We start from the raw sequence: 22,170 nt of genomic DNA on the forward strand, positions 1-22,170 counted from the left end.
TTGCCGCCAGTTCTGCCGTGCGCCGAGCAATCAGGCGTTGCCAACGTTGACCCTGACGTGACGTGGTCCGTAGGATTTCGGCACCCCATGCCCCCGAAGGTCATCGGTCCCTACCGCGTTCTGGAGACGCTTGGCAGTGGCGGGGCAGGAACCGTTTATCGGGCCCTGGACCGCCGCACCACCGACGAGGTCGCGCTGAAGCTGCTTTCAGCCGGCCCCGCGCGGGATGCTCGTGCCGCGCGCAGACTCGCCCGCGAGTTCGACACACTCGTGGACCTGTCACACCCCAACGTCGTGAAGGTGTTCGAGTCCGGCGTGCACCAGGGCGTGCCGTACCTGGCCATGGAGCTCATCGAGGGCCTCACCCTCCGCCACTACCTCGACCTGAGCAGCGGCGACCGGCAAACCCCTCCGGGCAGCCACACGCCGCGCAGCCCCTTGTCCGTCCTCCGGACCGCGGACGACGACTTCGGCCCCTTGAGCCGGAGCTTCTCCGATTCGATGGATGACTCGGAGGACAGCCCGTATGACGGCACCTTCGGCCTGGAGGCCTTCGCGGAGGAGGCACCCAGCGAGGACCTGGAGAGCTTCGCCTCCAGTGCCAGCCCGCACGTGGGTATCGGCTCGGATGATTCGCTGGAGGGCTTCGACCTGCCGCCCCCCATGCCGCGCCCCCCGGAGCCCGAGGAGGAGCCGGGACGCGTGGTCCGCGAAGAGGACCTCAACCGGCCCGAACGCATGGGACGTCTCAAGGACGCAATGCTCCAGATTTGCGAGGCCCTGGCCTACATCCACGGCCACGGCCTGGTTCACCGCGACCTCAAGCCGTCCAACATCATGGTGGACGACGACCGGCAGGTGCGGCTGATGGACTTCGGGCTCGCCAAGTTCCTGGCGGACGACGCGGCCATCACCGAGGCCGGCAAGCTGGTGGGCACCTACCGGTACATGGCGCCGGAGCAGATTCTGGGCGAGCCCCTGGATGGACGCTCCGACCTGTACAGCCTGGGGGTCATCCTCTATGAGCTGCTCAGCGGGCGGCCTCCCTTCGACGCGAAGACGCCGCACGAGCTCTGGCGCCAGGTGCTGGAGACGGAGCCGCCCCCCGTGCTGGCGCTGAACCTTCACGGGGACCCGCAGCTCGCGCGCGTCGCCCACCGCCTCATCCGCAAGGAGCCGGACGACCGGTTCCAGACGGCCGAGGAAGTCTACGAGGCCCTGTCCGAGTGAATCCCTCCAAGCTGCACACCCTCACCGTGGACGCCGACAAGGCGGGCCAGCGGGTGGACCTCTTCATTGGTGAAGCGCTGGGCCTGTCTCGCGCGCGCCTCAAGCGCCTCTTCGAGGCGGGCGCGGTGAAGGTGAATGGCCGCCCCGCGAAGAAGGGCCTCACGCTCACCGCCGGGCAGCACATCGCCGTCGAGGTGGAAGAAGAGTCCCGCGAGGCCGTGCCCGACGCGGACTTCCCACTCACCGTGCTGCACGAGGACGACTCGCTCGTATTCGTGGACAAGCCCGCGGGACGGCCGTCCCACCCCCTGCAGTCCGGAGAGACGGGCACGGTGGCCAACGCGTTGGTGGCCCGCTATCCCGAATGCGCTCAGGCCTCGCTGGACGCGCGCGAGGGCGGCCTGTGCCACCGGCTGGACGTGGAGACCTCCGGCGTCGTCGTGGCCGCGCGGACGCGGGACGCGTGGAACGCCGTGCGCGAGGCCTTTGGCAGCCGCGCCGTGGACAAGCGCTACCTGGCGCTGGTGACAGGGCCACTGACGGACGAGGGCGACATCGACCTGCCCCTGCGTCACCACCCCCGGCATCCGGACCGCGTGGAGCCCGCGCCCTACGGGGCCGAGGACGCCCGGGAGGCGGTGTCGAAGTTCACCGTGCTGTCGCGCGCGGGTGAGTTCAGCGTGGTGGAGGTGAAGATTCTCACCGGCGTGCTGCACCAGGTGCGCGCGCACCTCGCGGGCATTGGCGCCCCCATCGTCGGCGACAGCCTCTACGGCGGACGCGAGGCCCCGGAGCTGGGCCGCTTCTTCCTGCACGCTCGCTCCCTGGGCCTGACGCACCCGCAGACGCGGCGAAACATGACGGTCCACAGCCCCCTGCCCCCGGAGCTGCGCGCGGAGCTGGAGCGGCGCGGCCTGCCCCTGCCCCGCGGTGAGCAGCGGGACTGAGGGCTTTCCACTATTCGCCCATGACCTTGACGATGACGCGCTTTCGGCGCTGGCCGTCGAACTCGGCGTAGAACACCTGCTGCCAGGGCCCCAGGTCCAGCTTCCCGCCCGTGACGGGGATGATGACCTGGTGGTGGACCAGCAGTGACTTGAGATGGGCGTCGCCGTTGTCCTCGCCCGTGCGGTGGTGGCGGTAGTCGGGACCGGCGGGCGCCAGGTGCTGGAGCCACTCCCAGATGTCTTCATGGAGACCGGGCTCGTCGTCATTGACGAAGACGCCCGCGGTGATGTGCATGGCGGAGACGAGGACCATTCCCTCCTGGATGCCACTCTTGCGCACCAGGGCCGTCACGGTGTCGGTGAGCCGGACCAGCTCCCGCCGCTGCGGGGTTTCGAACCACAGGTACTCCGTCAGGCTCTTCATCTCCGTCTCCGCCAGGCGTCAGAGTGCCCCGTTAAAGTGACTCACACCATGCGAGCCATCATCCACGTGGACATGGATGCCTTCTATGCATCCGTGGAGCAGCGGGACAACCCGGCCCTGAGGGGCAAGCCGCTCATCGTGGGCGGGCATGCCCAGCGCGGCGTCGTGGTCGCCGCCTCCTACGAGGTGCGCCCCTTCGGCGTGCGCAGCGCCATGCCCATGGCCCGTGCGACGAAGGCCGCGCCCCATGCGCTCGTCGTGAAGCCCCGCTTCGCCGCCTATGCCGAGGCCAGCGAGCAGGTGTTCGCCATCTTCGAACGCTACACGCCGCTCATCGAGCCGCTGTCGCTCGACGAGGCCTTCCTGGACGTGACGGCGTCGGTGGGCCTCTTCGGCACGCCCGCGGACATCGCCCGGCGCATCCGCAAGGAGATTGCCGACGAGTTGAACCTCCCCGCCTCCGCGGGCGTCGCCACGGCGAAGTTCGTGGCGAAGATTGCCTCCGACCTCGCCAAGCCCAATGGCCAGCGGGAGGTGCGCGCCGAGGAGACGGTGGCCTTCCTCGCGGGCCTGCCGGTGTCGCGCCTGTGGGGCGTGGGGCCGAAGACGGAGGAGGCGCTCCGGCTCGCCGGGCTGAAGACGATTGGCGACGTGGCGGCCCGGGACTTGGACTGGCTGGAAGACAGGCTGGGCTCCAGCGGACGGCACCTGTGGGAGCTGTCCCAGGGCATCGACACGCGCGAGGTGGTGCCGGACCGGGCCGCCAAGAGCGTGGGCGCGGAGGACACCTTCGACGAAGACCTCGTGGGGGTGGACGCGCTCAAGCCACACGTCCACGCCCAGGCCCTGCGCGTGGCCCGGCGGCTGCGGCGAGCGGCGCTGAAGGGCCGCGTGGTGCAGCTCAAATTGAAGTTCGCGGACTTCACGCTCATCACCCGGCGCACCACGCTGCGCGAGGCCACGGATGATGGGCAGACGCTCTACCGCGCGGCGCTGGAGCTGCTGGACAAGTCGCACCAGGGCAAGCCGCTGCGGCTCACCGGCGTCAGCGTGCAGTTGGACGAGGAGCCGCCCCAGCTGGGCCTCTTCCCCGCCGCCCCGCCACGCACCGCGAAGCTGAACGCGGCGCTGGACAAGATTGCCGAGCGGTTTGGCAGCAAGGCCATCACCACCGCGGACATCGCCGGCAGCGAGGCCACCGACAGCGCCGAACACCGCTCCGAGCGCCCAGTGGACAAGGGCGGGCCCAAGGACTGAGGGCCTGGTACGGGTGGGGCCTCACGCCTGTTCGCGGAGCGGCCCACACCTCACGGTAGCGACTTCGACTCAGGCAGCGCCCGACCCGGAAGCCGAGCCGGTGCCCTCACAGCACGGACGCGACCTCGAGTCAGGCGTCGCCCGACTCGGAGGACGAACCGGCGCTCTCACCGGACGAGCCGTTCGCCGAGGGACGGCGGCGGCGGCGACGGCGACGGCGCTTGCGCTGGCCTCCCGCGTCGGACTCCTCCCCCTCTGCGGCGGCGGCACGCGGCTGCGGCACCTCGCCGGCCTTCCACGCCTCCAACTGCTCGCGATTCTCGCCCGTGGCCTCCACCGTCATCTCGAACACGGTGAGGGCCTCGCTGAAGAGGGGGTGCCGCTTGAACGCGGCGCTGCGACGACGGCGCTCACCGGACAGGGTGCGCTGGGCCAGCAGCAGCATGCGGCAGCGCTCGGCGATGCGGCGCGGCAGACGCGCGGACTGGACGAAGCCCGCGAGCAGGTCTTCCACCACCTGCGACACGGACGGGCGGCCCTCCTGCGGCTCCTCGGGCCCCGTCGAGCGGCTGATGGGAATCAGCAACATCGCCAGGAGGATGGCGTCGTCCAGCGGCTCGCCCGCGGACACGCGCCGGTCCAGCGACTCCGCGAAGGCGTAGAACGTCTTCTCGCCTTCCTTGCCGTGCTGCTTGAGGTACGCGTTGACGGGCGGCAGGAGGATTTTGAGCGCGTCCAGCGCGTCCAGCAGCTTCAGCGCCGGCGCGGACACACCGCCGCGGATGAGGCGGAACGTCTCCTCCAGCAGACGCGCGGGCGCGCAGCGGGGCAGGTCCTCCACCGCGCCTTCCATGGCCGCGTACGTCCGCGACTCGATGTCCAGGCCCAGCTTCGCCGCGAAGCGCACCGCGCGCAGGATGCGCACCGGGTCCTCGCGCATGCGCACTTCCGGGTCGCCAATGGTGCGGATGAAGCGCTCATCCAGGTCACGGCGGCCCCGGACGTAATCGATGACCCGCCCTTCGGCCACGTCGTAGAACAGGCCGTTGATGGTGAAGTCACGGCGGCGCGCGTCCTGCTGCGCGGTGCCGAAGACGTTGTCGTGGGTGATGAGCAGGTCCTCACCGTCCCCCTCATCCTCAGCGCCGTTGGCCGCGTGCTCCAGCTCCGTCGGATTCGCACGGAAGGTGGAGACCTCGATGATCTTCCCGCCTTTGAAGTAGACGTGCGCCAGCCGGAAGCGCCGGCCAATCAGGCGGCAGTTGCGGAAGATGCCGCGCACCTCGTTCGGCGTCGCGCTGGTGGCGATGTCGAAGTCCTTCGGCTTGCGCCCCAGCAGCAGGTCACGCACGCAGCCGCCCACCATGTACGCCTGATGGCCGTGCTGGTGCAGGCGGAGCACCACCTTGAGGGCGTCCGGGTCCAGCTCATCGGGGTCGATTTCCGCCGGCTCGCCGCTGGGCCGGACATGGGGCGCGTGCAGCGCGCGCTCATCGGGCGTCGGCTCCGGTTCGGGCTCCAGGACGATGGGGACTTCCTCGACGTCCTCGCCCCGGGCCTCGGCGGCGTCCTCGGCCTCGGCGGCGGCCAGCGCGGCCTCGGCGCCCAGGACGGCGTCGTCCAGGCCCGACTCGGCCGGGTCTACCTCGTCGTCATCTTCCTCGTCGTCCTCGTCCTCGGCATCCGCGTAGGCGGGGGCCGGAGGCGGCTCGGCGGGGGTGGCGACTTGTATCGAGGGGATTTCAGTGGGGGCCTGCTCGTCGGCGGCCACGGGCTTGGAGGCGCTGTCCTCTTCAGGGTGCGCCGACAGCTCCAGCTGGGAGTTCATGGGAACCTCTTGTTCGCCGCGCTCGGAAGTCCCTGCCGCCTCGGTAGAGGCAACCTCGCGCGCGTCATTCTCGGGCGCAGGTGGCAGCAGACCGCCGGCAGGCGGCGTCTCAGTCAAATCTCGTGTCATCAGCCAGGGACACCCCATCGGGGCGCTTGTAGGCCTGCCGTCTATACCGCATCCTCCGGGTAGGGAGTAGCGATGGACGACATTGTTGTCGGATGTCACCGGGCAGCGGGCTCCCCCGCCCGCTTTCCTGCTCCCAACCAGGGGACAGGGCACGCGCGAAGCGTGGGGGCCGCGGGCCTGTGTCCTGTATCAACACAGCGTCCGCCGGAAACGTTCTGGGGCCGGCCCGCGAGGGGAACGCAGGCCCACCCGAGGGGCAGCCGAGCGGCCAGCCCCTACTGCGGCTTGGTGCGCCCCTTGTGGTTCCGGGGCAGCGCGTGGTGGATGAGGGAGACGTAGTCCACCGCCTGCACCGGCGGGGGGGGCGGCGGCGTGCCCAGCGCGGCCAGGCGCTTGCTGAAGGCGGCCAGGATGTCCGGCATGGGCCGCATCGCCGCGAGCAGCTTGTTGGGCCCCTCCAGCGCCTGGGACAGCGCCACCGCCGCCTGCTGGAGCGGCAGCCCGCGCCGCAGCAGGTCCTGGAACGAGTTGGACAGGGTGATGATGTTGTGGCCCGCCGTCTGCACCATCTCCACTGCGATTTTCAGCACCTGCGGCGCCGTCAGGTGGCCGTCCGCCAGCAGCACCAGCGCGGCCTGGAAGTAGTTGAAGATGGGCACCACGCGCGGTCCGTAGGGCGTGAAGTGCGCGGGGGGCGTCAGCCTGTCCAGGTGGATGAAGATGCGGCGCACCGGGTCGCCCACCGGAATCTTCTTCCACGCCTCGCGCACCCGCAGCGCGTCGTCCGGGTACACCCCGCCCGCCTCCAGCACCTGCGACAGCACGCGCTCGTCCACGCGGCCCGCCACCAGGTCCGCGAAGAGCGAATAGATGAACGCGTCCGCCTCCGCGTCGTCACCGAAGAGGACTTCCTCCGCCTCCACCGGCGCGTGCACCCGGCTCTCCAGAATCGCGGGCAGCTTGTAGCCCACCTGACCGCGCAGGGCCCGGAAGCGGCCGCGCAGCAGGTTGCCCACGTTGTCCTTGAGGACGAACTCGTCCCACCGCACGCCGTCCAGCTTGAGCTTCTCCTCCAGCACGGCCCGCATCTGCTTCGGACTGCCGGAGACGATGCACAGCCGCGAGTCCCCGTTCTCCGACAGCTCGCGGATGAGCGCGCTGGCGCCCGGCACGGCCACCTTCTGGTGGGCCTTCTGGAACGCCGTCCGCACCAGGTCACGGAGCGAGTCGAACTCCGTCTGGAGGTACGTCTTGTCCAAATCCCAGCGGTAGATGCGCCGGGGCGGACGCGGGTCGATGCGGTCCGGCAAGCTCACTTCTTCAGGCCTTCCCGGATGGCAGCGCCCAGGTTGTTCGACACCACCTTCGCCGCGACCTTCCCCGCGTTGGCGATGGCCCGCGACTTCGAACGCCCGTGTGCCTTGATGAAGATTTTATCGAACCCCAGGATGGGGGCTCCGCCGTACTGGTTCCAGTCGGTGATGTCCTTGATGCGCTGGATGCCGCTGGACAACATCGCGAGCCCCGCGCGCCACCGCAGGCTCTCCTTGTAGGCGTACTGGGCCAGCTCCACCACCGTGTCGTGGACGCCCTCCAGCATCTTCAGGCAGACGTTGCCCACGAAGCCATCGGTGACGATGACGTCCGCGGTGCCCTTCGGGATGTCGATGCCCTCCACGTTGCCGATGAAGTGGATGTCCTTCATCTCCGACAGGCGGGCATGGGCCTCCACCACGCGGGGCGGGCCCTTCTGCGGCTCGATGCCGTTGGACAGGAGCGCCACCTTGGGGCGCTCGTTCTGGGAGATGATGCGCGCGTAGGCGGAGCCCATCACCGCGAACGTCACCAGGTCATCCGCGGTGGCCTCCACCGTGGCGCCAACGTCCAGGATGAGGGAGAACGGGTCCCCCTTCGCGCCGCGCACCGAGCGCGTCGGGTACACCGTGGCCAGCGCCGCGCGCCGCACGCCGGGGATGAGCTGGAAGTGCCGGGCACACGCCAGCACGCCCGCGCCCGTGTTGCCCGCGGACACCAGCGCCTGCGCCTCGCCCTCCGCCACCAGCCGCGCGGCCACCGCCACGGACGCGTTCGGCTTGCGCGCCAGCGCCTCGCCTGGCTTCTCGTCCATGCCGATGAAGTCCGCCGCGTGCTGCACGGAGATGCGCTCGCCGTTGTGCTTCGTCTCCGCCAGCGCGTCGTCGATGAGGGTGCGGTCCCCCACCAGGAGCGTGTGGATGTGGGGGGACTCGAGCGACAGCATCGCCGCTCCCCGGACCACCTCGGCCGGGCCGTGGTCCGTTCCCATGACATCGAAGGCAATCGTCACTGGCTGCGGCTGCGTCCCCACCATGTCCTCCATCTTAGGACCTTTGCTCGGCCCCCGCGCCTGCCATTCTCGTCTGGGCCACCAGGGACAATCCCAGGAGCCCCGCCATCGCCACCATGCCCGCCGCCGTCCCGTACGGGGCCGCGGGCCCCAGCCGGGTAAAGAGCCAGCCTCCCAGCGCCGGCCCCAGAATCCGCCCCAGCGAGCCGAAGGCCTGGTACGCCCCCAGCACCGCGCCCAGCCGCTCCGGCGGGGCATGCAGAGATACCAGGGCGGACAGACACGGTGTCACCAGCGCCGACCCCACCGCCAACAACCCCATCACCGGGAACAGCCACGCATAATCCGGCGCGACGGGCAACAGGGCCAGCCCCGCCGCCGTCAGTCCGAAGCCCACCGTGGCCAGCAGCGCCTCGCGCCCCGGCGCGCTCCCGGGCCCTCCCGTCAGCCGGCGCACCAGCCCGCCCTGCACCGCCGCGGAAATCACCCCAATCGCCGCGAAGAGCCAACCGGAGCGCAGGCTGGCCTCGCGCAGCACGTCCAGGTCCGTCACCGCCGCCCGGAGGAACAGCCCGCCTTCCTGGAGCGGCACCGGCCCGGACGACAGGAAGCGCGTCAGCAGGTAGACGGAGAAGGTGCCTTCCATCTGCGCGAAGGCGGTGGTGAACACCAGCATCAGCACCAGGCAGCGCCCCACCACGGGCAGGCTCATGGCCAGCGTGGCGCCCTTCAGCGTCCGCGCGTGCCCTTCCCCCGGGCGCCCCTCCACCCGCGTCTCCGGCAGGTAGAAGTACGTGCCCGTCAGGTTGATGGCCACCAGCCCCGCCGCGAACAGACCGATGGCGAGGTTGCCACCCCAGGCGCCCAGGAAGCCGCCCAGCGCCGGTCCCAGCACGAAGCCCAGCCCGAAGGCCGCGCCAATGACTCCCATACCCCGCGCCCTGTCCTTCGGCGTGGTGATGTCCGCCACCACGGCCTGTGCGGTGGAGATGTTGCCACCGGAGATGCCGTCGATGACACGCGCCAGGAAGAGCAGCGGCAGCGACTGCGCGAAGGCGAACAGTAGGTACGCCAGCAGCGAGCCCACCTGGCTCACCAGCAGCACCGGCCGGCGGCCGTACCGGTCGCTGAGCCGGCCCAGTATCGGAGCCGACACCAGCTGCATCAGCGAGAAGACGGAGATGAGCAACCCCACCGTGAAGGGCGAGGCACCGAACCGCACGCCGTACACCCCCAACTGGGGAATCAGGATGCCGAACCCGATGAGGTCCAGCGCCACGATTCCGAAAACGACACGGAGTGACGCCGCCCGCCGCACCACCAGTTGCCCCTTTGCTGAAAAAGAAAACCGCCGGAGCGCGAAGATAGCGCCCCGGCGGCTCGAATGGGGGAGAAGTCCCGGGTCCGAAGGGCTTTACATCGCCTCGGCGGACTGGACGTTCCGGTTCGCGGTGTCGCGCTCGATGCAGCCCTTGGTCATCGTGTACTGGTAGGTGCCCAGCTCGTCACGCCAGTACTCGCCCTCGTACGGCCAGTAGAGCTGGTCGTCCTGCACGGCGACGGAGTACTTGTACTTCTTGACGATGGCCGTGCGGCCGCCCGCCTTGAGCTGCTCCTCCAGGAACTCCTTCTCCTTGGTGGTCGTCTCGAACTTGATGCGCAGGCCGTTGGCCAAGAGCTGCTTGAGCGCCACCAGCTCCGTCTCCAGCTTGCCCTTGGCCATGATGCCGGCCTTGGAGATGAGCGCCGTGCGCTGCACCTTGAGCCCCTCCAGCAGGGACTTGCTCAGCTCGGAGTACTTGAAGGTGTCCGCCCGGTTCGCGAAGGCGTCCATCTCCGCCTCCAGCTCGAGGATGGAGTCGTTCGTCTTGCGCAGGTCCTGGTCCGTCAGGGCCAGCCGGAGGATGCGCTCCAGGATGATGTCCGTCTCGTTCTTCTCCAGGCCGTCCTTGTTCTTCTTCTGCACGTCGGAGAGCACCGAGTAGTACTCGCTGGCCTCCATGTTCTTCTTCACCAGCGCCTCCAACTGGTCGTGCACGGGCAGGTAGGTGCGCTCGAAGTCCTGGAGGATGATGTTGGACTCCCGGTAGCGGCAGTTCTCGTAATAGATGACCGCCTTCAGGATGAGCGCCTCCGGGAAGTACTCCTCGCGGAAGAAGGGCGACGACAGGGTGATGAGGCTGCCCAGCGCCTGCTCGTACTGGCCCACGCGGTAGTTGGCCCAGCTGGACTCGAAGAGGGCCTCCAGCCACTGGGTGTTCCCGCGCTCCACCTTGCCCAGGTAGAAGAGCGCGAAGCGGTTCTGCTGCATGCCGTAGTGCGTGCGGGCCAGCTGCATGAAGGCCAGCTCACGCAGCGACTTGTCCATCTTCGCCTGGTCCACCGTCTTGCCCGGCACCGGACGCGTGAGGCGGACGACTTCCTTCATCGCCTCGATGGCGGCCAGCATCTCCCCGTTGGCGCGCTTGGCCGCCGCGTCCTTCTGACGGCTGCCGTTGCGGAAGGAGGACAGGCCCTCCAGGTACTTGGCGCGAGGGAAGAACGGGTCGGTGCGCGGAATGGTCAGCGCCAGCCGCTTCACCTCCGAGAAGCTCTTGTCGGCCTCCTCGGGCTGCCCCACCTGGTCCAGCGCGCGGCCACGCACGAAGTGGTAGCGCGCCAGCAGGTAGCGGAACTCGTTGCGGTACTTCTCGGGGAACTCCTGGTTCGCGTGACGGGCAATCTCGTCGAGGATGACCGTCTCGTTCTTCGTCTTGCGGCTGATGAAGAAGAGCCACTCCAGGCTCGTCTTGAAGAACTTGGTGGACGGGCCCAGGGAGAGGATCTTGGAGAACTCGCCCAGGGACGAGTGGTACATGCCCATGCGGTAGAGCGACTTGGCCAGCACGTAGCGCGCCTCGGTGTGCAGGCCCGCCAGCTTCGGGTCCTCCAGCAGCTCGTGCGCCGCCATGGAGGCCTTCTCGTACTCGTCGTTCTTGAAGAGGCTGACGGCCACGTCCAGGCGCTGGCGGTCCGCCGTCTTGCCGGAGACGTCCACCGCGTCGAAGGACATGGTGGGCGCGGCCGGCTTGGGCGCCTCCTGCGTCAGGTCCAGGCCCATGCCCATGCTCCCGGTGTTCGCGGGAGGCGAAGCCGGGGTAGGCGCGGGCGTGGAAGGGGCCACAGCGGGCGCCGTCTCCGCGGGAGACACGCTCGTGGGCGCTTCGCTGGAGGAAGCAGCGGCGGCATCGTCGTCCGCGTCCTCCTCCTGCACCGGCACGGGCTTCGCCTTGTCGGCGCGGCTCTTGCGGGTGGGCTTCTTCTTCTTGGGGGTGGTGCGCTTCTTCTTGGACTGGCCGGAGAGGTCCAGGCCCTCGAAGTTCTGCGCGTAGGAGGGGGCCGTCCACGCGAGCGACAGCCCGACGACGGCGACACGGATGAGCTTGAAGGAGCGCATCATGACTCGGACCCGAAGAAGAAGGAGACACCCAGCTCGAACAGGAGCTGGTTGCGCAAGTAGTTGCCGGACTCCGCGGTGCCCTTCTCCACGTAGACGAGGTCACGCAGCTCCGTGCGCAGCGTGATCCACCGGTTGAGGAAGAAGCGCGCGCCCACCCCCAGGTTCGCGCCCGGCGTGAGGTAGTTCTGCGCCTCCGCGCCCGGCGAGTCACCGGGACCGCGGTACTGAACCACCGAGGCGCCCGCGATGCCGTACAGGTCGAAGTGGACGAAGGCCTCCGCCAGCAGCGACACCTTGCCGTAGATGGGCGCCCACTGGACGTCCGCGCCGCCCAGCAGCTTGATCTGCCCCGGCGCGTTCCCGTCCAGTTCGTCGAGCGTGGGCGGCACGCAACCGCGCGTGGAGCCCTCGCCTCCGTCCCCGAACGTGCACTTCTGCGCCGCGCCGGCCACCGTGTTGATGGCGTAGCCCACACGCAGGCTGACGCCCAACGTCTCCATCGGGTGGTACGTCAGCGTGCCGCCGAAGATGTACTTGCTGTAGAACGCGTCGCGCAGCGACAGCGTCGCGGACGGGCTGAACTCGAAGCGGCCCTTCTTGAGGAAGACGTGGCCGGAGACAGGCCGGACGCGCTCGCGCAGGGGCCCGAGCCGGTCCTTGTCGACCTCCGACACGTCGCCGGCTTCCGCCTCTTCGGTGGTCTGGGCGAGGCCCAGCACGGGCGCCGTCAGACAGAGGGCGAGGAGCACACGGAAGAAGCGCTTCATTCCGAGTCCCTCCCCGTCGACTTGAACGGCAGGAACAGCGAGATGCCTGCGTTGAGCGTCATGACGTTCTGGATGGCGCCCTTGCTGCTGCCCAGGGGCTGATCCACATAAGAGGTGTTGATGAGGGCCACGTTGACGGCGATGTAGTCCTGAGCCACGAAGCGCATGCCCAGGCCCAGGTCAGCGGCCGGGTTGAGGCCTCGCCCGGGGAGCGCCGAGGTCTCCGTATTCACCACGCCCGCACCCGCAAGCAGGTAGCCGTCGAAGTGAAGGATGGAGTTGAGGAACGCCACCTTTCCGTAGATGGGGCTCCACTCCACGTCGCCCATCGCGGACCACTGGGGCACCGAGTAGTAGATTTTGCTGTTGAAGGTCCGCTTCGCGGTGCGCACGTCATCCGACGGCAACACCTGCATCAGCGAGGCCCGGGCGGAGATGGCCAGCGTGTCCGCCAGGTAGTACGCGCCCCGGACCGACAACCCCACCTTCGAATAGAAGGGGTCGTTGACCGAGAAGCTCACCAGCGGCGTCAGCTCGAAGCGGCCCTTCTTGAGGTAGACCTTCCGCTGGACGCTCTTCACCCGGTCTTCCTGGGTGATGTCCGTCAGCGGCAACTGCGGATCCGCTTCCAATGGCTCGTCCGCGGGGCGGGACGCCGCGGCCGGTGTGGCCTCCTCCACCGGAGGAGGCGCGGGTGATTCTGCATCCTGCGATGACTCGGCCTGTGACTCGTCGGTGAGGTCGAGTCCCATGCCTTCCTGGCTCTGGGCGGATGCCAGTGCGGGCACCAGACACAGGGCGAGCAGCAACTTGGGGCGGTTCAAATCCGGAGGCTCCGTGAGGGAGGGGGGCGTAACTGCCACCGGGGGTTCAGCGCGACTCTCGGCTTGCACATCCTATCGGTCGTATTCCCAACCATCAACCGCGCTGAGCAAGCCCGGTTACCGCCTATCCCTCCGGTATTCCTTCACAATTCCACCCGCTGTACCGCCGTACGGGGGCGTTGGTGTTCCAGGGGGCTGTGCTACCCTCCTGAGGCTCGCGGGCCCCGAGGTCCCGTGCCCCATCCCCCCTTTGTAGAGGTCAGAGGTCCCATGAAGATGTTCGTGCGAACCGCCCTCATGATGTCCGCCGCGCTCCTGTTGGGTGGCTGTGAGGTGGCCAGCGAGATTGGCAAGCCCTGCACGCTGGTGCGCAAGGCAACCCCCGAGGAACGGGCTGCCGGTAGTGATGTGGCCGTCGCCATCCTGGAAAAGGAGATCGCGGCCAAGCAGGACTTCATCTCGTTCGGATCCGTGAACTGCGAGGATCTGATCTGCGTTCGGGACCAGGACTACCCTCGGGCCCTCAATGAGGATGGATCACTGAACGAGAATGCTCCGGCGATGGGCTACTGCAGCAAGCCCTGCGTCGAGGGCGCGTCTTCGTGCGACGTGACGGACACCGACGACGTCAATCCGGACCTGCCCGGCCGGATGTCGTGCCGCCCGATGCTGCTGGATCAGGACACGCTGGATGCACTCCGCTCCGCGGACGAGGCCTTCTACCGACGGACGTTCGGCGAGAACAACTCGCCCTTCTTCTGCGCCGGCGCGCTCATCCCGGATTGACCCACCCGACACTTTTCGCGCGGAGGGGTAGACCTTTCCGCGCGACTGGTTCGTAAAGGGAGGGCCCGCGCTGTTTCCGCAAGGAGCCCTGCCTCATGAACCGTACGGTCGTCTTCCTCAGTCTGGCTGGCGGTCTCGCGCTCACCGCATTGGTGCTGGGACTGCCCCAGATGGGCACCCCGCCCCCGCCGAAGCCGATCATCGTCGCCCACCCCACGCCACCGCCGCCCGTCCCGCCCCCCGTCGTGCCTGCCACGGTGGGCTCGCTGACGCTGACGAGCCGGCTGTCCCATCCGTACGTCCCCGCGGGCACCTCCGAGGTGTTCGCCACCTTCGACCTGTCGGGCGCGCAGGTGCCGGGGGCACAGCGAAGCCCTGTCAATCTGGCGCTCGTCATCGACCGTTCGGGCTCCATGAGCGGCTACAAGCTGGCCCAGGCCAAGCAGGCGGCGCGGCACCTCATCGGGCTGCTGAATGACCAGGACCGGCTGGCCATCATCCACTACGGCTCGGACGTGAAGAGCCTGCCGTCCCTGGAGGCCACGGCCGCCAACCGCGAGCGGATGTTCCAGTACGTGGACGGCATCTGGGACGAAGGCGGCACCAACATCGGCGCGGGCCTGTCCGCCGGGCGCTATCAGCTGTCCACCGCGCAGCGGACCTACGGCGTCAACCGCCTCATCCTCATGAGCGACGGCCAGCCCACCGAGGGCCTCACCGCCGACGAGGAGCTGACGCGGATGGCGCGGGAGCTGCGCGCCACCGGCATCACCCTGAGCGCCATCGGCGTGGGCACCGACTTCAACGAGGACCTGATGCAGGCCTTCGCCGAGTACGGCGCCGGCGCCTACGGCTTCCTGGAGGACGCCGCCCAGCTCTCCACCCTCTTCCAGAAGGACCTGCAGCAGGCCGGGACGACGGTGGCGCGCGGCGTGACGATGACCTTCACCCTGCCCCCCGGCACGTCACTGGGCGAGGTGCTGGGCTACCGCGCCAGCCAGTCCGGCAATCAGGTGCACGTGTCGCTGCCCGACTTCTCCGCGGGCCAGTTGGAGCGCGTGGTGGTGCGGCTCAACGTCACCGGGGACTCGGTGGGGCGGACGGCGCGCGTGTTGGACCTGAAGCTGGCGTACACGGACCTCATCCGTGACGCAGAGGTGGCCAACGAAGCCTCGCTGTCCGCGGTGGTGACCAACCGGCGCGAGGAGGTGCTCGCCCGCCAGGACCGCGAGGCCACCGTCTACGCCGCCCGGGCGCGCAGCGCCGTCAACATGCAGAAGGCGGCCGAGGCCCTGAGCGAGGGCCGCAAGGACGAGGCGAAGCTCTACCTGCAACGCAACCAGGCGCTCTTTGACGAAGCCAGCGCGGTGTCCGGCAGCGCCGCGGTGGCGGCGGACCAGGCCGAACAGCGGGCGGTGATGGACGAGTACGACAGCGCGGAGGGCGAAGAGGCCCGGCGCTCGCTCGTGAAGAAGAGCAAGGTGAAGGCCCTCAAGAGCTTCGGCAAGCTCGGCTCCACGTACTGAGAGTCGTCCCGCACATCACCCAGACGCCCCGCCGCACTGCGTCGTGTTCACGATTGTGTGCAGGTGGGGCGTGAAGTTTCAGGAATGGGCCCACACAGGAGGCGTTCAGCCTTAAGCTGCGGCACCTCAAACCAACCTGTTTCCGAGTGGAGCCCCCCTCATGCAGCTCCCGCAGTTCCAGACCCTCATCGACATCTTCAAGCGCAGCACCTCCACCTTCGGCAGCCGTGACCTCTTCGGAGAGAAGAAGAACGGCCAGTGGGTCTGGACGACCTACTCTCGCTTCGGAGAGATGGTCGACGACCTGCGTGGTGGGCTCGCTCAGCTGGGCGTGGGCGCGGGCGACCGCGTGGCCGTCATCTCCAACAACCGCCTGGAGTGGGCGGTGGGCGCGTACGCCACGTACACGCTCGGCGGCGCTTACGTCCCGATGTACGAATCACAGCAGGTGAAGGAACTGCAGTTCATCCTCAACGACAGCGGCTCCAAGGTCGTTTTCTGTGCCACGGATGACATCGCGCAGCGCATCCAGGCCGTACGCGCGGAGCTGCCGCACCTGGAGCACATCATCCGCTTCAGCGGCACCACCAGCGACACGGACAGCTTCGCGACGCTGCTGCGGCGGGGCGCCGAGACGCCCACGCCCCTGGTGAGCCCCAAGCCGACGGACCTGGCCGGCCTCATCTACACGTCGGGCACCACGGGACAGCCCAAGGGCGTGATGCTCAGCCACTCGAACATCGCCCGCAACGTGTCGGCGATGCACGAAGTGTTTCCCATGGGGACGGAGGACCGCTCCCTGGCCTTCCTGCCCTGGGCGCACGTCTTCGGCCAGACGGTGGAGCTGCACGCGCTGCTGTCCATGGGCGCGTCCATGGCCATCGCGGAGGCGGTGGAGAAGATCATCGACAACCTCTCCGAGGTGAAGCCCACGCTGCTGTTCAGCGTGCCGCGCATCTTCAACCGCATCTACGACGGCCTGCAGAAGCGCATGGCCGGCGAGAAGGCGGTGACGCGGTTCATGTTCCACCGCGGCCTCGCGGTGGCGGCCCAGCGGCGCGCGCTCGCGGAGGCGGGCAAGTCGAGCGGCCTGCTGGACCTGCAGCACGCCTTCTTCGACAAGGTGGTCTTCTCCAAGGTCCGCGCGCGCTTCGGCGGGCGGCTGAAGTACGCCTTCTCCGGTGGGTCGGCCATCTCCAAGGAGGTGGCGGAGTTCATCGACAACCTCGGCATCACCGTCTACGAGGGCTACGGCCTCACGGAGACGTCGCCCATCGCCACGGCCAACTTCCCCAACAACCGGAAGATCGGCTCGGTGGGCAAGGCGCTGCCCGGGGTTCGCGTGGAGATCGACACGGCGGCCACCGGCGAGGCGACGCAGGGCGAAATCGTCGTCCACGGGCACAACGTGATGATGGGCTACTACAACAAGCCCGAGGAGAACGAGAAGGTGTTCACCGGGAACGGCGGCTTCCGCACCGGTGACATGGGCTACCTGGATCCGGACGGCTACCTCTACATCACCGGCCGCATCAAGGAGCAGTACAAGCTGGAGAACGGCAAGTACGTAGTGCCCAGCCCCATCGAGCAGTCGCTGGCACTCTCCACCTACATCGCCAACGCGTTGGTCCACGGCATGAACAAGCCGTACAACGTGGCCATCATCGTCGTGGACGTGGACACGCTGAAGAAGTGGGCCGCGGAGAAGGGCCTGGACACGACGTCCATGCCGGAGCTGCTCAAGCGTCCCGAGGTGCTCCAGCTCTACCGTGAGCAGTTGAACGAGTTCACCCGCGACGTGAAGGGCTATGAGCGCCCGCAGCGCTTCCTGCTCATCAGCGAGGACTTCACCGTCGCCAACGACATGCTCACCCCCAAGATGAGCGTGAAGCGCCGCAACGTCGTGGCCCGCTACAACGACGCCATCGAAGCCCTCTACCGCGAGGGCAGCGACCGCAGCGTCTCCGCGGCCTAGCCGCCCTGGGTGGCGGGCAGGGGCTCATCCCCCTGCCCCACCCTGTGTGCGAGTGCGCACCGGGAATGCGGGAAGGCCGGCGTGTCATCCTCGTCACCCGCACCTTTCCGTGTTGACCCGCGGAATCCCCCCGCCCTATCTCCGCGTTCCTCCTGGTTTCGGCGGGACAGCGCACGGAGGCGCGCACACCAATGGCGAGCACGGTCACCCCGTGGGTCGGGGTCATCATGGGCGGTAAGAGCGACCTGGAGCACCTGCAGCCCGCGGTCGACATCCTCAAGGAACTGGGCATCCCACACGAGGTGCGCGTGGTGTCCGCCCACCGCACCCCGGACTGGATGATGGAGTACGCGTCCACCGCGGAGGCGCGGGGGCTGTCCGTCATCATCGCCGCGGCGGGCGGCGCGGCGCACCTGCCGGGCATGGTGTCGAGCAAGACGCTGCTGCCCGTCATTGGCGTGCCCATGCCCACCACGCTGCTCAGCGGCCTGGACGCGCTGCTGTCCATCGTCCAGATGCCCAAGGGCGTGCCGGTGGGAACGCAGGCCATTGGCAAGCCGGGCGCCGCCAACGCCGCCCTGCACGCCGCGGCCATCCTCTGCCTCAAGTACCCGGAGCTGCGCGAGCGGCTCGCGGCCTGGCGCAAGGCGCGTACGGACGAAGTGCTGGCGCACCGGGAGCTGTCATGAGCCCCCGCGTGGTGCTGCCCGGCGGCACGATTGGCATGCTCGGCGGCGGCCAGTTGGGGCGGATGATGGCCCTGGCCGCGCGCACGCTGGGCTTCCAGGTCCAGGCGTTGGACCCGGACGCGGACTGCCCGGCCCACTCCGTGGTGGACCGGTGTGTCACCGCGTCCTTCGGTGACACGGCGGCCGCGGAGACGCTGGCGCGCGCGTGCGACACCGTGACGCTCGAAATCGAGAAGATTCCCCTCCCCACGCTGGAAGCGGTGGCGCGGCACACCCCCATGCGCCCGGGCGCGGACGTGCTCCGCGTGATTCAGCACCGGGGCCGGCAGAAGGGCTGGCTCGCCAAGGGCGGCTTTCCCCTGGGCCCGTGGCGCGAGGCGCACTCCGCCGCGGAGCTGGCCGAAGCCATCCAGGCGCTGGGGGGACGCTGCTTCGTGAAGTCCAGCGAGGGCGGCTACGACGGACGCGGGCAGGTAGAGGTGACCTCTGCGGACGAGGCCGCCCAGGCGTGGCGCGAGCTGGGTGAGCGCTCCGTGGTGGTGGAGGCCGCGCTGGCGCTCCAGTCCGAGCTGTCCGTGCTGGTGGCCCGCAGCCCCCATGGAGAAGTGGCGGTGTATCCGCCAGCCTTCAATCACCACGAGGAGCGCATCCTCGCGTGGTCGCTGCTGCCGGGACCGCTGCCGCCCGCGGTGCTGAACAAGGCCACGGAGCTGGCACGCGGCATCACCGAGTCGCTCCAGGTCGAAGGCCTGCTCGTCATCGAGCTGTTCCTGCTGAAGGACGGCAGCGTGCTCGTCAACGAGCTGGCGCCGCGCCCGCACAACAGCTTCCACTCCACCGAGGTGGCGTGCCTCACCTCGCAGTTCGAGCAGGCGGTGCGCGCGGTGTGCAACCTGCCGCTGGGCTCCGTGGAGGTGGTGCGTCCAGCGGCCATCGTCAACCTGCTGGGCGACTTGTGGCTGAAGGACGGCGGCCCTCGCTTCCAGGAGGTGCTGGCCATGCCCGGCGTCCGCCTGCACCTGTACGGCAAGCGGGAGGCGCGCAAGGGCCGGAAGATGGGGCACCTGTCCGCGGTGGGCAGCTCGCCCGAGGACGCGCTCGCCCGCGTGCAGGCCGCCGCCACCGCACTGGGGATGTGAAGCCGTGAAGACGAACAGCGCCCGGCTCCTGGACTCGCTCGGCGTGAAGTACGCGCTGCGCGACTACGACGTGGACCTGGAGGATTTGTCCGCGGAGTCGGTGGCGGCCAAGGTGGGCATGCCCGCCGAGCAGGTCTTCAAGACGCTGGTGGCGCGCGGCGACCGCACCGGCGTGTTGATGGCGGTGGTGCCCGGCAACGCGGAGCTGGACCTGAAGGCGCTGGCCCGGCTCAGCGGAGACCGCAAGGTGGACACCGTGCCGCTCAAGGAGCTCCAGCCGCTCACCGGATTCATCCGGGGCGGCTGCACGGCCATCGGCGGCAAGAAGGACTATCCCGTGTACGTCGACGAGACGATGGAGCTGTTCGACGCCATCGCCGTGTCCGCGGGCGTGCGTGGCACGCAGCTCGTGCTCGCTCCCGCGGACTACCTGCGCGTGACGAAGGCGAAGACGGGCCCCATCTCCCGCGACAAGGCCTGAGCCCGGCTCACGGTGATTCGCCCGGTGCCTGCCCCTGCGCGGGAACGAAGAGCACCTTGCCGGACGTCATGTCCGCGGAGGCGATACGCACCGCCTCGCCCGCTGACTCCAGCGGGAGCCGGGCGCGCACGGGCGTCTCCAGCGTCTGCCCTACCAGCGACGGCACGCCCATCAGCGCCTTGATTTGCGCGGCGCCGAAGCCCTGCCGGTGCCACTCCGACAGCCAGAAACCCTCCACCCGCTTGCGCCCGAAGATGAGGTCCCCGGGCGCGATGCGGCACTCCTGTTCGGAGAGCGAGCCATACACGATGACGGTGCCGCCCTCCGGCAGCGCGTGGAGCAGTTGCCCGGTGAGCCGTCCGCCCACCGGGTCGAAGGCGAGCGACACCTTCAGCTCGTGACATACGCGGAGCAGCCGCTCCTCGAATTCGGGCTCGTGGGTGCTCAGCACGTACTCCGCGCCCAGGTCCTGGAGCAGGGCCACCTGCTCCGGGCGCCGCACCACGTTCACCATGGCCACGCCCCGGCGCTTCGCGAGCGCCAGCAGCATCCGTCCCATGGTGCCCGCGGCGGCCGTCTGCGCCAGCGCGGTGTGCCCCCCCTCCTTCGCACGCGCCATCAACACCCACGCGGTGAAGGGATTGATGAAGAGGCTGGCGCCCTGCTCGTCGGAGACGTGGCCCCGCAGCGGCAGGCACTGCCCCAGGGGCACCGCCGCGTACTCCGCCCATAAGCCGTCCCCCTCGCCGGGCGCCACACACGCCACGCGGCGCCCCACCAGGAGCCGGCCCGCGACGCCGCCCGAGGCCACCACCGTCCCGCTGGCCTCCAGGCCCGGCACCACGGGCAGCGGCTTGCGGATGCCGTACTGCCCACGCACGAACATCAGGTCCGCCGGGTTGATGGGTGCCGCCGCCACGCGCACCAGGACCTGGCCCGTGGTGGGCCGAGGCACCGGCCGTGACTCCACGCGCAGGGACTCCGGCCGTCCGTCATAGGCGGTGAGGACCAGCGCGCGCATCGTCTCGGGAACGACGGGGCTCTTCATCGGCAGACCTTTTTCGCCACCCATGCGTGAAAGGAACAGTTCCTGCCCGGCCTACATCCGTGGGGAGTCGATGAACGCCACTCTATTGCAGCTCCATCATCGCGAGGCCTTCGAGCAGACCGTGACGCGCGCGCTCACTGCCGGGGCCGGTGCCGGCGTGTTGCATCTGGCCCTGACACGCGTCGGGGTGCCCCTGCCGTTGGCGTGGCTCGTCCCCGCTGCCGTCGTGCTCGGGTGTGCACGAGGCGACAAGTGGGACCGCGTGCTGCTCGGGGGGCTGGGAGTACTCCTCACCGCGCTGCCCTATGCCCTGGGCATGGCCCCAGGATGGACGGTGGCGTTCAGCGCTGCGGCGGCGGGGGCGCTGCTGGTGCGCTCGCGACTCAGTGAGCGCGGAGAGAATGGCCAGGTGGCGGAAGCCCGCCCCACCCTCTTCCACTTCGGACTGGGCGCGGCGCTGTGCACGGGCTTGACGCTGGGCGGCATGGAGGTGTCCCGCGTCTTCTCCGCGCGACTGGCGGACCTGGCCACGCCGGCGCTGCTGAGCGCGGGAGTGGCGGGCGGCATCCTGGGCCTCTTCGTGGGATTGAGCGCGGTGGCCGCGCACCTGGCGCTGTCAGCGGACCCTGTGGAGGCGCGCGTGGAGGCGCTGTTGCCGCAGCTCGCCGGTGACTTCCGTGCGCTGACCGAGCGGGCGCTGAACCTGTACCGGCAATGCGGACAGTCCCTGGCGATGCTCCCTCGCGAGCCCGCGCGCGAGGAACTGGCGCGCACCCTGGGGAAGATGACGCGCGACGCCGCGGAGCTCGCGTCTGAATGGGCGGGGGTGGAGGCCCAAATCGAGGAGCGCGCGCAAGCGGACCTCCAGGCCGAGCGCGAAGACCTGGAGCGCAGCGCCCGCGCCAGCACGGATGCCATCGCGAGACGCCAACTCGAGCTGGCCGCGGCCTCCCTGGGTGAGGAGGTGGAGCGGCTGGGCACCCTGAAACAACGGCGCGAGCGCATCCTCGCCCGCCTGAGGGCAGAGGTGGCCCAGTTGGAACGGGCCCGCGTGGCCCTGCTGTCACTGCGCAGCGGCCAGGCCCAACTCAAGGCCGCGGAGCTGTCCGCCCTGGCGCGCCGCTTCCGCGCCCTCTCCTCCCTCCAGCGCGAGGAGGCCCACTCCATGGAGGACGTATCTTCAATGATTCAAGGGGCTTCCATGCACTCGCCTCCGCTGGAAGTCAGACAGGCCGAGGGCGAGGAAGGCCCGGCGTCTGGCCCGGCAAGCGGGCAGCCGAGGGTCGGCGAGTCTTGAGCGCCGGGGCTCCGGCCCTGGTGCAGTGCCCCCGTGACATGCGGCCTTGCAGCTTCTT

The 22,170-nt window shown here is 69.2% G+C and carries 19 protein-coding genes; 10 read left to right on the forward strand and 9 right to left on the reverse strand.

From position 1 onward, the window contains the following. Positions 1-87: 87 nt before the first annotated feature. Together BLU09_RS11720 and BLU09_RS11725 are read left to right on the forward strand one after the other, a co-directional pair. A complete protein-coding gene (locus BLU09_RS11720; RefSeq protein ID WP_090489322.1) occupies positions 88-1,230 on the forward strand; it encodes a serine/threonine-protein kinase in 1,143 nt (380 codons plus the stop codon). After that, positions 1,227-2,177, forward strand: a complete 951-nt coding sequence (locus BLU09_RS11725; RefSeq protein WP_090489323.1) for an RluA family pseudouridine synthase — start codon at positions 1,227-1,229, stop codon at positions 2,175-2,177. Before BLU09_RS11720 ends, BLU09_RS11725 begins: the two co-directional genes overlap by 4 nt. A gap of 10 nt (positions 2,178-2,187) precedes the next feature. Here the strand turns inward: BLU09_RS11725 and BLU09_RS11730 are convergent, their stop codons facing one another. Next, entirely contained in the window at positions 2,188-2,601 is a 414-nt protein-coding gene (locus BLU09_RS11730) for a secondary thiamine-phosphate synthase enzyme YjbQ (protein ID WP_090489325.1), read from the reverse strand. Between the two features lie 48 nt (positions 2,602-2,649). Between BLU09_RS11730 and dinB the strand changes: the two genes are divergently transcribed. Next, on the forward strand, positions 2,650-3,858 hold the full coding sequence (dinB, locus tag BLU09_RS11735; RefSeq protein ID WP_090489327.1) for a DNA polymerase IV: 1,209 nt from the start codon (positions 2,650-2,652) through the stop codon (positions 3,856-3,858). A 130-nt stretch (positions 3,859-3,988) separates the two neighbouring features. Here the strand turns inward: dinB and pcnB are convergent, their stop codons facing one another. The 7 genes from pcnB to BLU09_RS11770 all read right to left on the reverse strand — a co-directional run bounded on the left by pcnB (position 3,989) and on the right by BLU09_RS11770 (position 13,171). Beyond that, positions 3,989-5,686 carry a polynucleotide adenylyltransferase PcnB gene (gene pcnB / locus BLU09_RS11740; RefSeq protein ID WP_090489329.1) on the reverse strand — a complete coding sequence of 566 codons (1,698 nt, stop codon included), beginning with the start codon at positions 5,684-5,686 and terminating at the stop codon, positions 3,989-3,991. A 404-nt stretch (positions 5,687-6,090) separates the two neighbouring features. Continuing rightward, complete coding sequence (locus BLU09_RS11745; protein WP_011552614.1) at positions 6,091-7,131, reverse strand: phosphatase domain-containing protein; 1,041 nt, start codon at positions 7,129-7,131, stop codon at positions 6,091-6,093. Next, complete coding sequence (plsX, locus tag BLU09_RS11750) at positions 7,128-8,165, reverse strand: phosphate acyltransferase PlsX (RefSeq protein ID WP_090489927.1); 1,038 nt, start codon at positions 8,163-8,165, stop codon at positions 7,128-7,130. Before plsX ends, BLU09_RS11745 begins: the two co-directional genes overlap by 4 nt. 10 nt (positions 8,166-8,175) lie before the next feature. Further along, complete coding sequence (locus BLU09_RS11755) at positions 8,176-9,462, reverse strand: MFS transporter (RefSeq protein ID WP_090489331.1); 1,287 nt, start codon at positions 9,460-9,462, stop codon at positions 8,176-8,178. Positions 9,463-9,555: 93 nt separating this feature from the next. Further along, positions 9,556-11,580, reverse strand: a complete 2,025-nt coding sequence (gene gltC / locus BLU09_RS11760; RefSeq protein ID WP_090489333.1) for an adventurous gliding motility protein GltC — start codon at positions 11,578-11,580, stop codon at positions 9,556-9,558. Continuing rightward, on the reverse strand, positions 11,577-12,347 hold the full coding sequence (locus BLU09_RS11765; protein ID WP_090489335.1) for an outer membrane beta-barrel domain-containing protein: 771 nt from the start codon (positions 12,345-12,347) through the stop codon (positions 11,577-11,579). The genes gltC and BLU09_RS11765 overlap by 4 nt, the downstream gene beginning before the upstream one ends. Beyond that, positions 12,344-13,171, reverse strand: a complete 828-nt coding sequence (locus tag BLU09_RS11770; RefSeq protein ID WP_090489337.1) for an outer membrane beta-barrel domain-containing protein — start codon at positions 13,169-13,171, stop codon at positions 12,344-12,346. Before BLU09_RS11770 ends, BLU09_RS11765 begins: the two co-directional genes overlap by 4 nt. 270 nt (positions 13,172-13,441) lie before the next feature. Between BLU09_RS11770 and cglC the strand changes: the two genes are divergently transcribed. From cglC to ybaK, 6 genes are all read left to right on the forward strand, one after another. Continuing rightward, complete coding sequence (gene cglC, locus BLU09_RS11775; protein ID WP_143043129.1) at positions 13,442-13,957, forward strand: adventurous gliding motility lipoprotein CglC; 516 nt, start codon at positions 13,442-13,444, stop codon at positions 13,955-13,957. Between the two features lie 95 nt (positions 13,958-14,052). Beyond that, positions 14,053-15,483 carry a vWA domain-containing protein gene (locus tag BLU09_RS11780; protein WP_090489341.1) on the forward strand — a complete coding sequence of 477 codons (1,431 nt, stop codon included), beginning with the start codon at positions 14,053-14,055 and terminating at the stop codon, positions 15,481-15,483. 160 nt (positions 15,484-15,643) lie between these two features. Next, positions 15,644-17,458: an AMP-dependent synthetase/ligase gene (locus BLU09_RS11785; RefSeq protein WP_090489343.1), complete on the forward strand. Its 1,815-nt coding sequence runs from the start codon at positions 15,644-15,646 to the stop codon at positions 17,456-17,458. Between the two features lie 191 nt (positions 17,459-17,649). Continuing rightward, positions 17,650-18,147 carry a 5-(carboxyamino)imidazole ribonucleotide mutase gene (gene purE, locus BLU09_RS11790; protein ID WP_090489345.1) on the forward strand — a complete coding sequence of 166 codons (498 nt, stop codon included), beginning with the start codon at positions 17,650-17,652 and terminating at the stop codon, positions 18,145-18,147. Continuing rightward, positions 18,144-19,286 (forward strand): 5-(carboxyamino)imidazole ribonucleotide synthase, encoded by a 1,143-nt coding sequence (gene purK, locus BLU09_RS11795; protein WP_090489347.1) that lies wholly within the window; start codon positions 18,144-18,146, stop codon positions 19,284-19,286. Before purE ends, purK begins: the two co-directional genes overlap by 4 nt. A 4-nt stretch (positions 19,287-19,290) precedes the next feature. Further along, the gene (ybaK, locus tag BLU09_RS11800) at positions 19,291-19,767 is read left to right on the forward strand and encodes a Cys-tRNA(Pro) deacylase (RefSeq protein ID WP_011552603.1); all 477 of its coding nucleotides are present in this window, start codon (positions 19,291-19,293) and stop codon (positions 19,765-19,767) included. 7 nt (positions 19,768-19,774) lie between these two features. On the opposite strand, the gene BLU09_RS11805 is transcribed toward ybaK, so the two are convergent. After that, entirely contained in the window at positions 19,775-20,815 is a 1,041-nt protein-coding gene (locus tag BLU09_RS11805; RefSeq protein WP_244171631.1) for a zinc-binding dehydrogenase, read from the reverse strand. Between the two features lie 70 nt (positions 20,816-20,885). Here BLU09_RS11805 and BLU09_RS11810 point away from each other — a divergent pair, with 70 nt between their 5' ends. Beyond that, positions 20,886-22,112 carry a hypothetical protein gene (locus BLU09_RS11810; RefSeq protein WP_244171632.1) on the forward strand — a complete coding sequence of 409 codons (1,227 nt, stop codon included), beginning with the start codon at positions 20,886-20,888 and terminating at the stop codon, positions 22,110-22,112. Positions 22,113-22,170: the final 58 nt, after the last annotated feature.

The organism is Myxococcus virescens, assembly GCF_900101905.1.
Lineage (GTDB): Bacteria > Myxococcota > Myxococcia > Myxococcales > Myxococcaceae > Myxococcus > Myxococcus virescens.

What these genes read in the sequence shown, in the direction of transcription:
- BLU09_RS11720 (WP_090489322.1), top strand. Translation starts at nt 88, where the DNA reads ATGCCCCCGAAGGTCATCGGTCCCTACCGCGTTCTGGAGACGCTTGGC.
- BLU09_RS11730 (WP_090489325.1), bottom strand. Translation starts at nt 2,601, where the DNA reads ATGAAGAGCCTGACGGAGTACCTGTGGTTCGAAACCCCGCAGCGGCGG.
- dinB (WP_090489327.1), top strand. Translation starts at nt 2,650, where the DNA reads ATGCGAGCCATCATCCACGTGGACATGGATGCCTTCTATGCATCCGTG.
- pcnB (WP_090489329.1), bottom strand. Translation starts at nt 5,686, where the DNA reads ATGAACTCCCAGCTGGAGCTGTCGGCGCACCCTGAAGAGGACAGCGCC.
- plsX (WP_090489927.1), bottom strand. Translation starts at nt 8,165, where the DNA reads ATGGTGGGGACGCAGCCGCAGCCAGTGACGATTGCCTTCGATGTCATG.
- gltC (WP_090489333.1), bottom strand. Translation starts at nt 11,580, where the DNA reads ATGATGCGCTCCTTCAAGCTCATCCGTGTCGCCGTCGTCGGGCTGTCG.
- BLU09_RS11765 (WP_090489335.1), bottom strand. Translation starts at nt 12,347, where the DNA reads ATGAAGCGCTTCTTCCGTGTGCTCCTCGCCCTCTGTCTGACGGCGCCC.
- cglC (WP_143043129.1), top strand. Translation starts at nt 13,442, where the DNA reads ATGAAGATGTTCGTGCGAACCGCCCTCATGATGTCCGCCGCGCTCCTG.
- BLU09_RS11780 (WP_090489341.1), top strand. Translation starts at nt 14,053, where the DNA reads ATGAACCGTACGGTCGTCTTCCTCAGTCTGGCTGGCGGTCTCGCGCTC.
- BLU09_RS11785 (WP_090489343.1), top strand. Translation starts at nt 15,644, where the DNA reads ATGCAGCTCCCGCAGTTCCAGACCCTCATCGACATCTTCAAGCGCAGC.
- purE (WP_090489345.1), top strand. Translation starts at nt 17,650, where the DNA reads ATGGCGAGCACGGTCACCCCGTGGGTCGGGGTCATCATGGGCGGTAAG.
- purK (WP_090489347.1), top strand. Translation starts at nt 18,144, where the DNA reads ATGAGCCCCCGCGTGGTGCTGCCCGGCGGCACGATTGGCATGCTCGGC.
- BLU09_RS11805 (WP_244171631.1), bottom strand. Translation starts at nt 20,815, where the DNA reads ATGAAGAGCCCCGTCGTTCCCGAGACGATGCGCGCGCTGGTCCTCACC.
- BLU09_RS11810 (WP_244171632.1), top strand. Translation starts at nt 20,886, where the DNA reads ATGAACGCCACTCTATTGCAGCTCCATCATCGCGAGGCCTTCGAGCAG.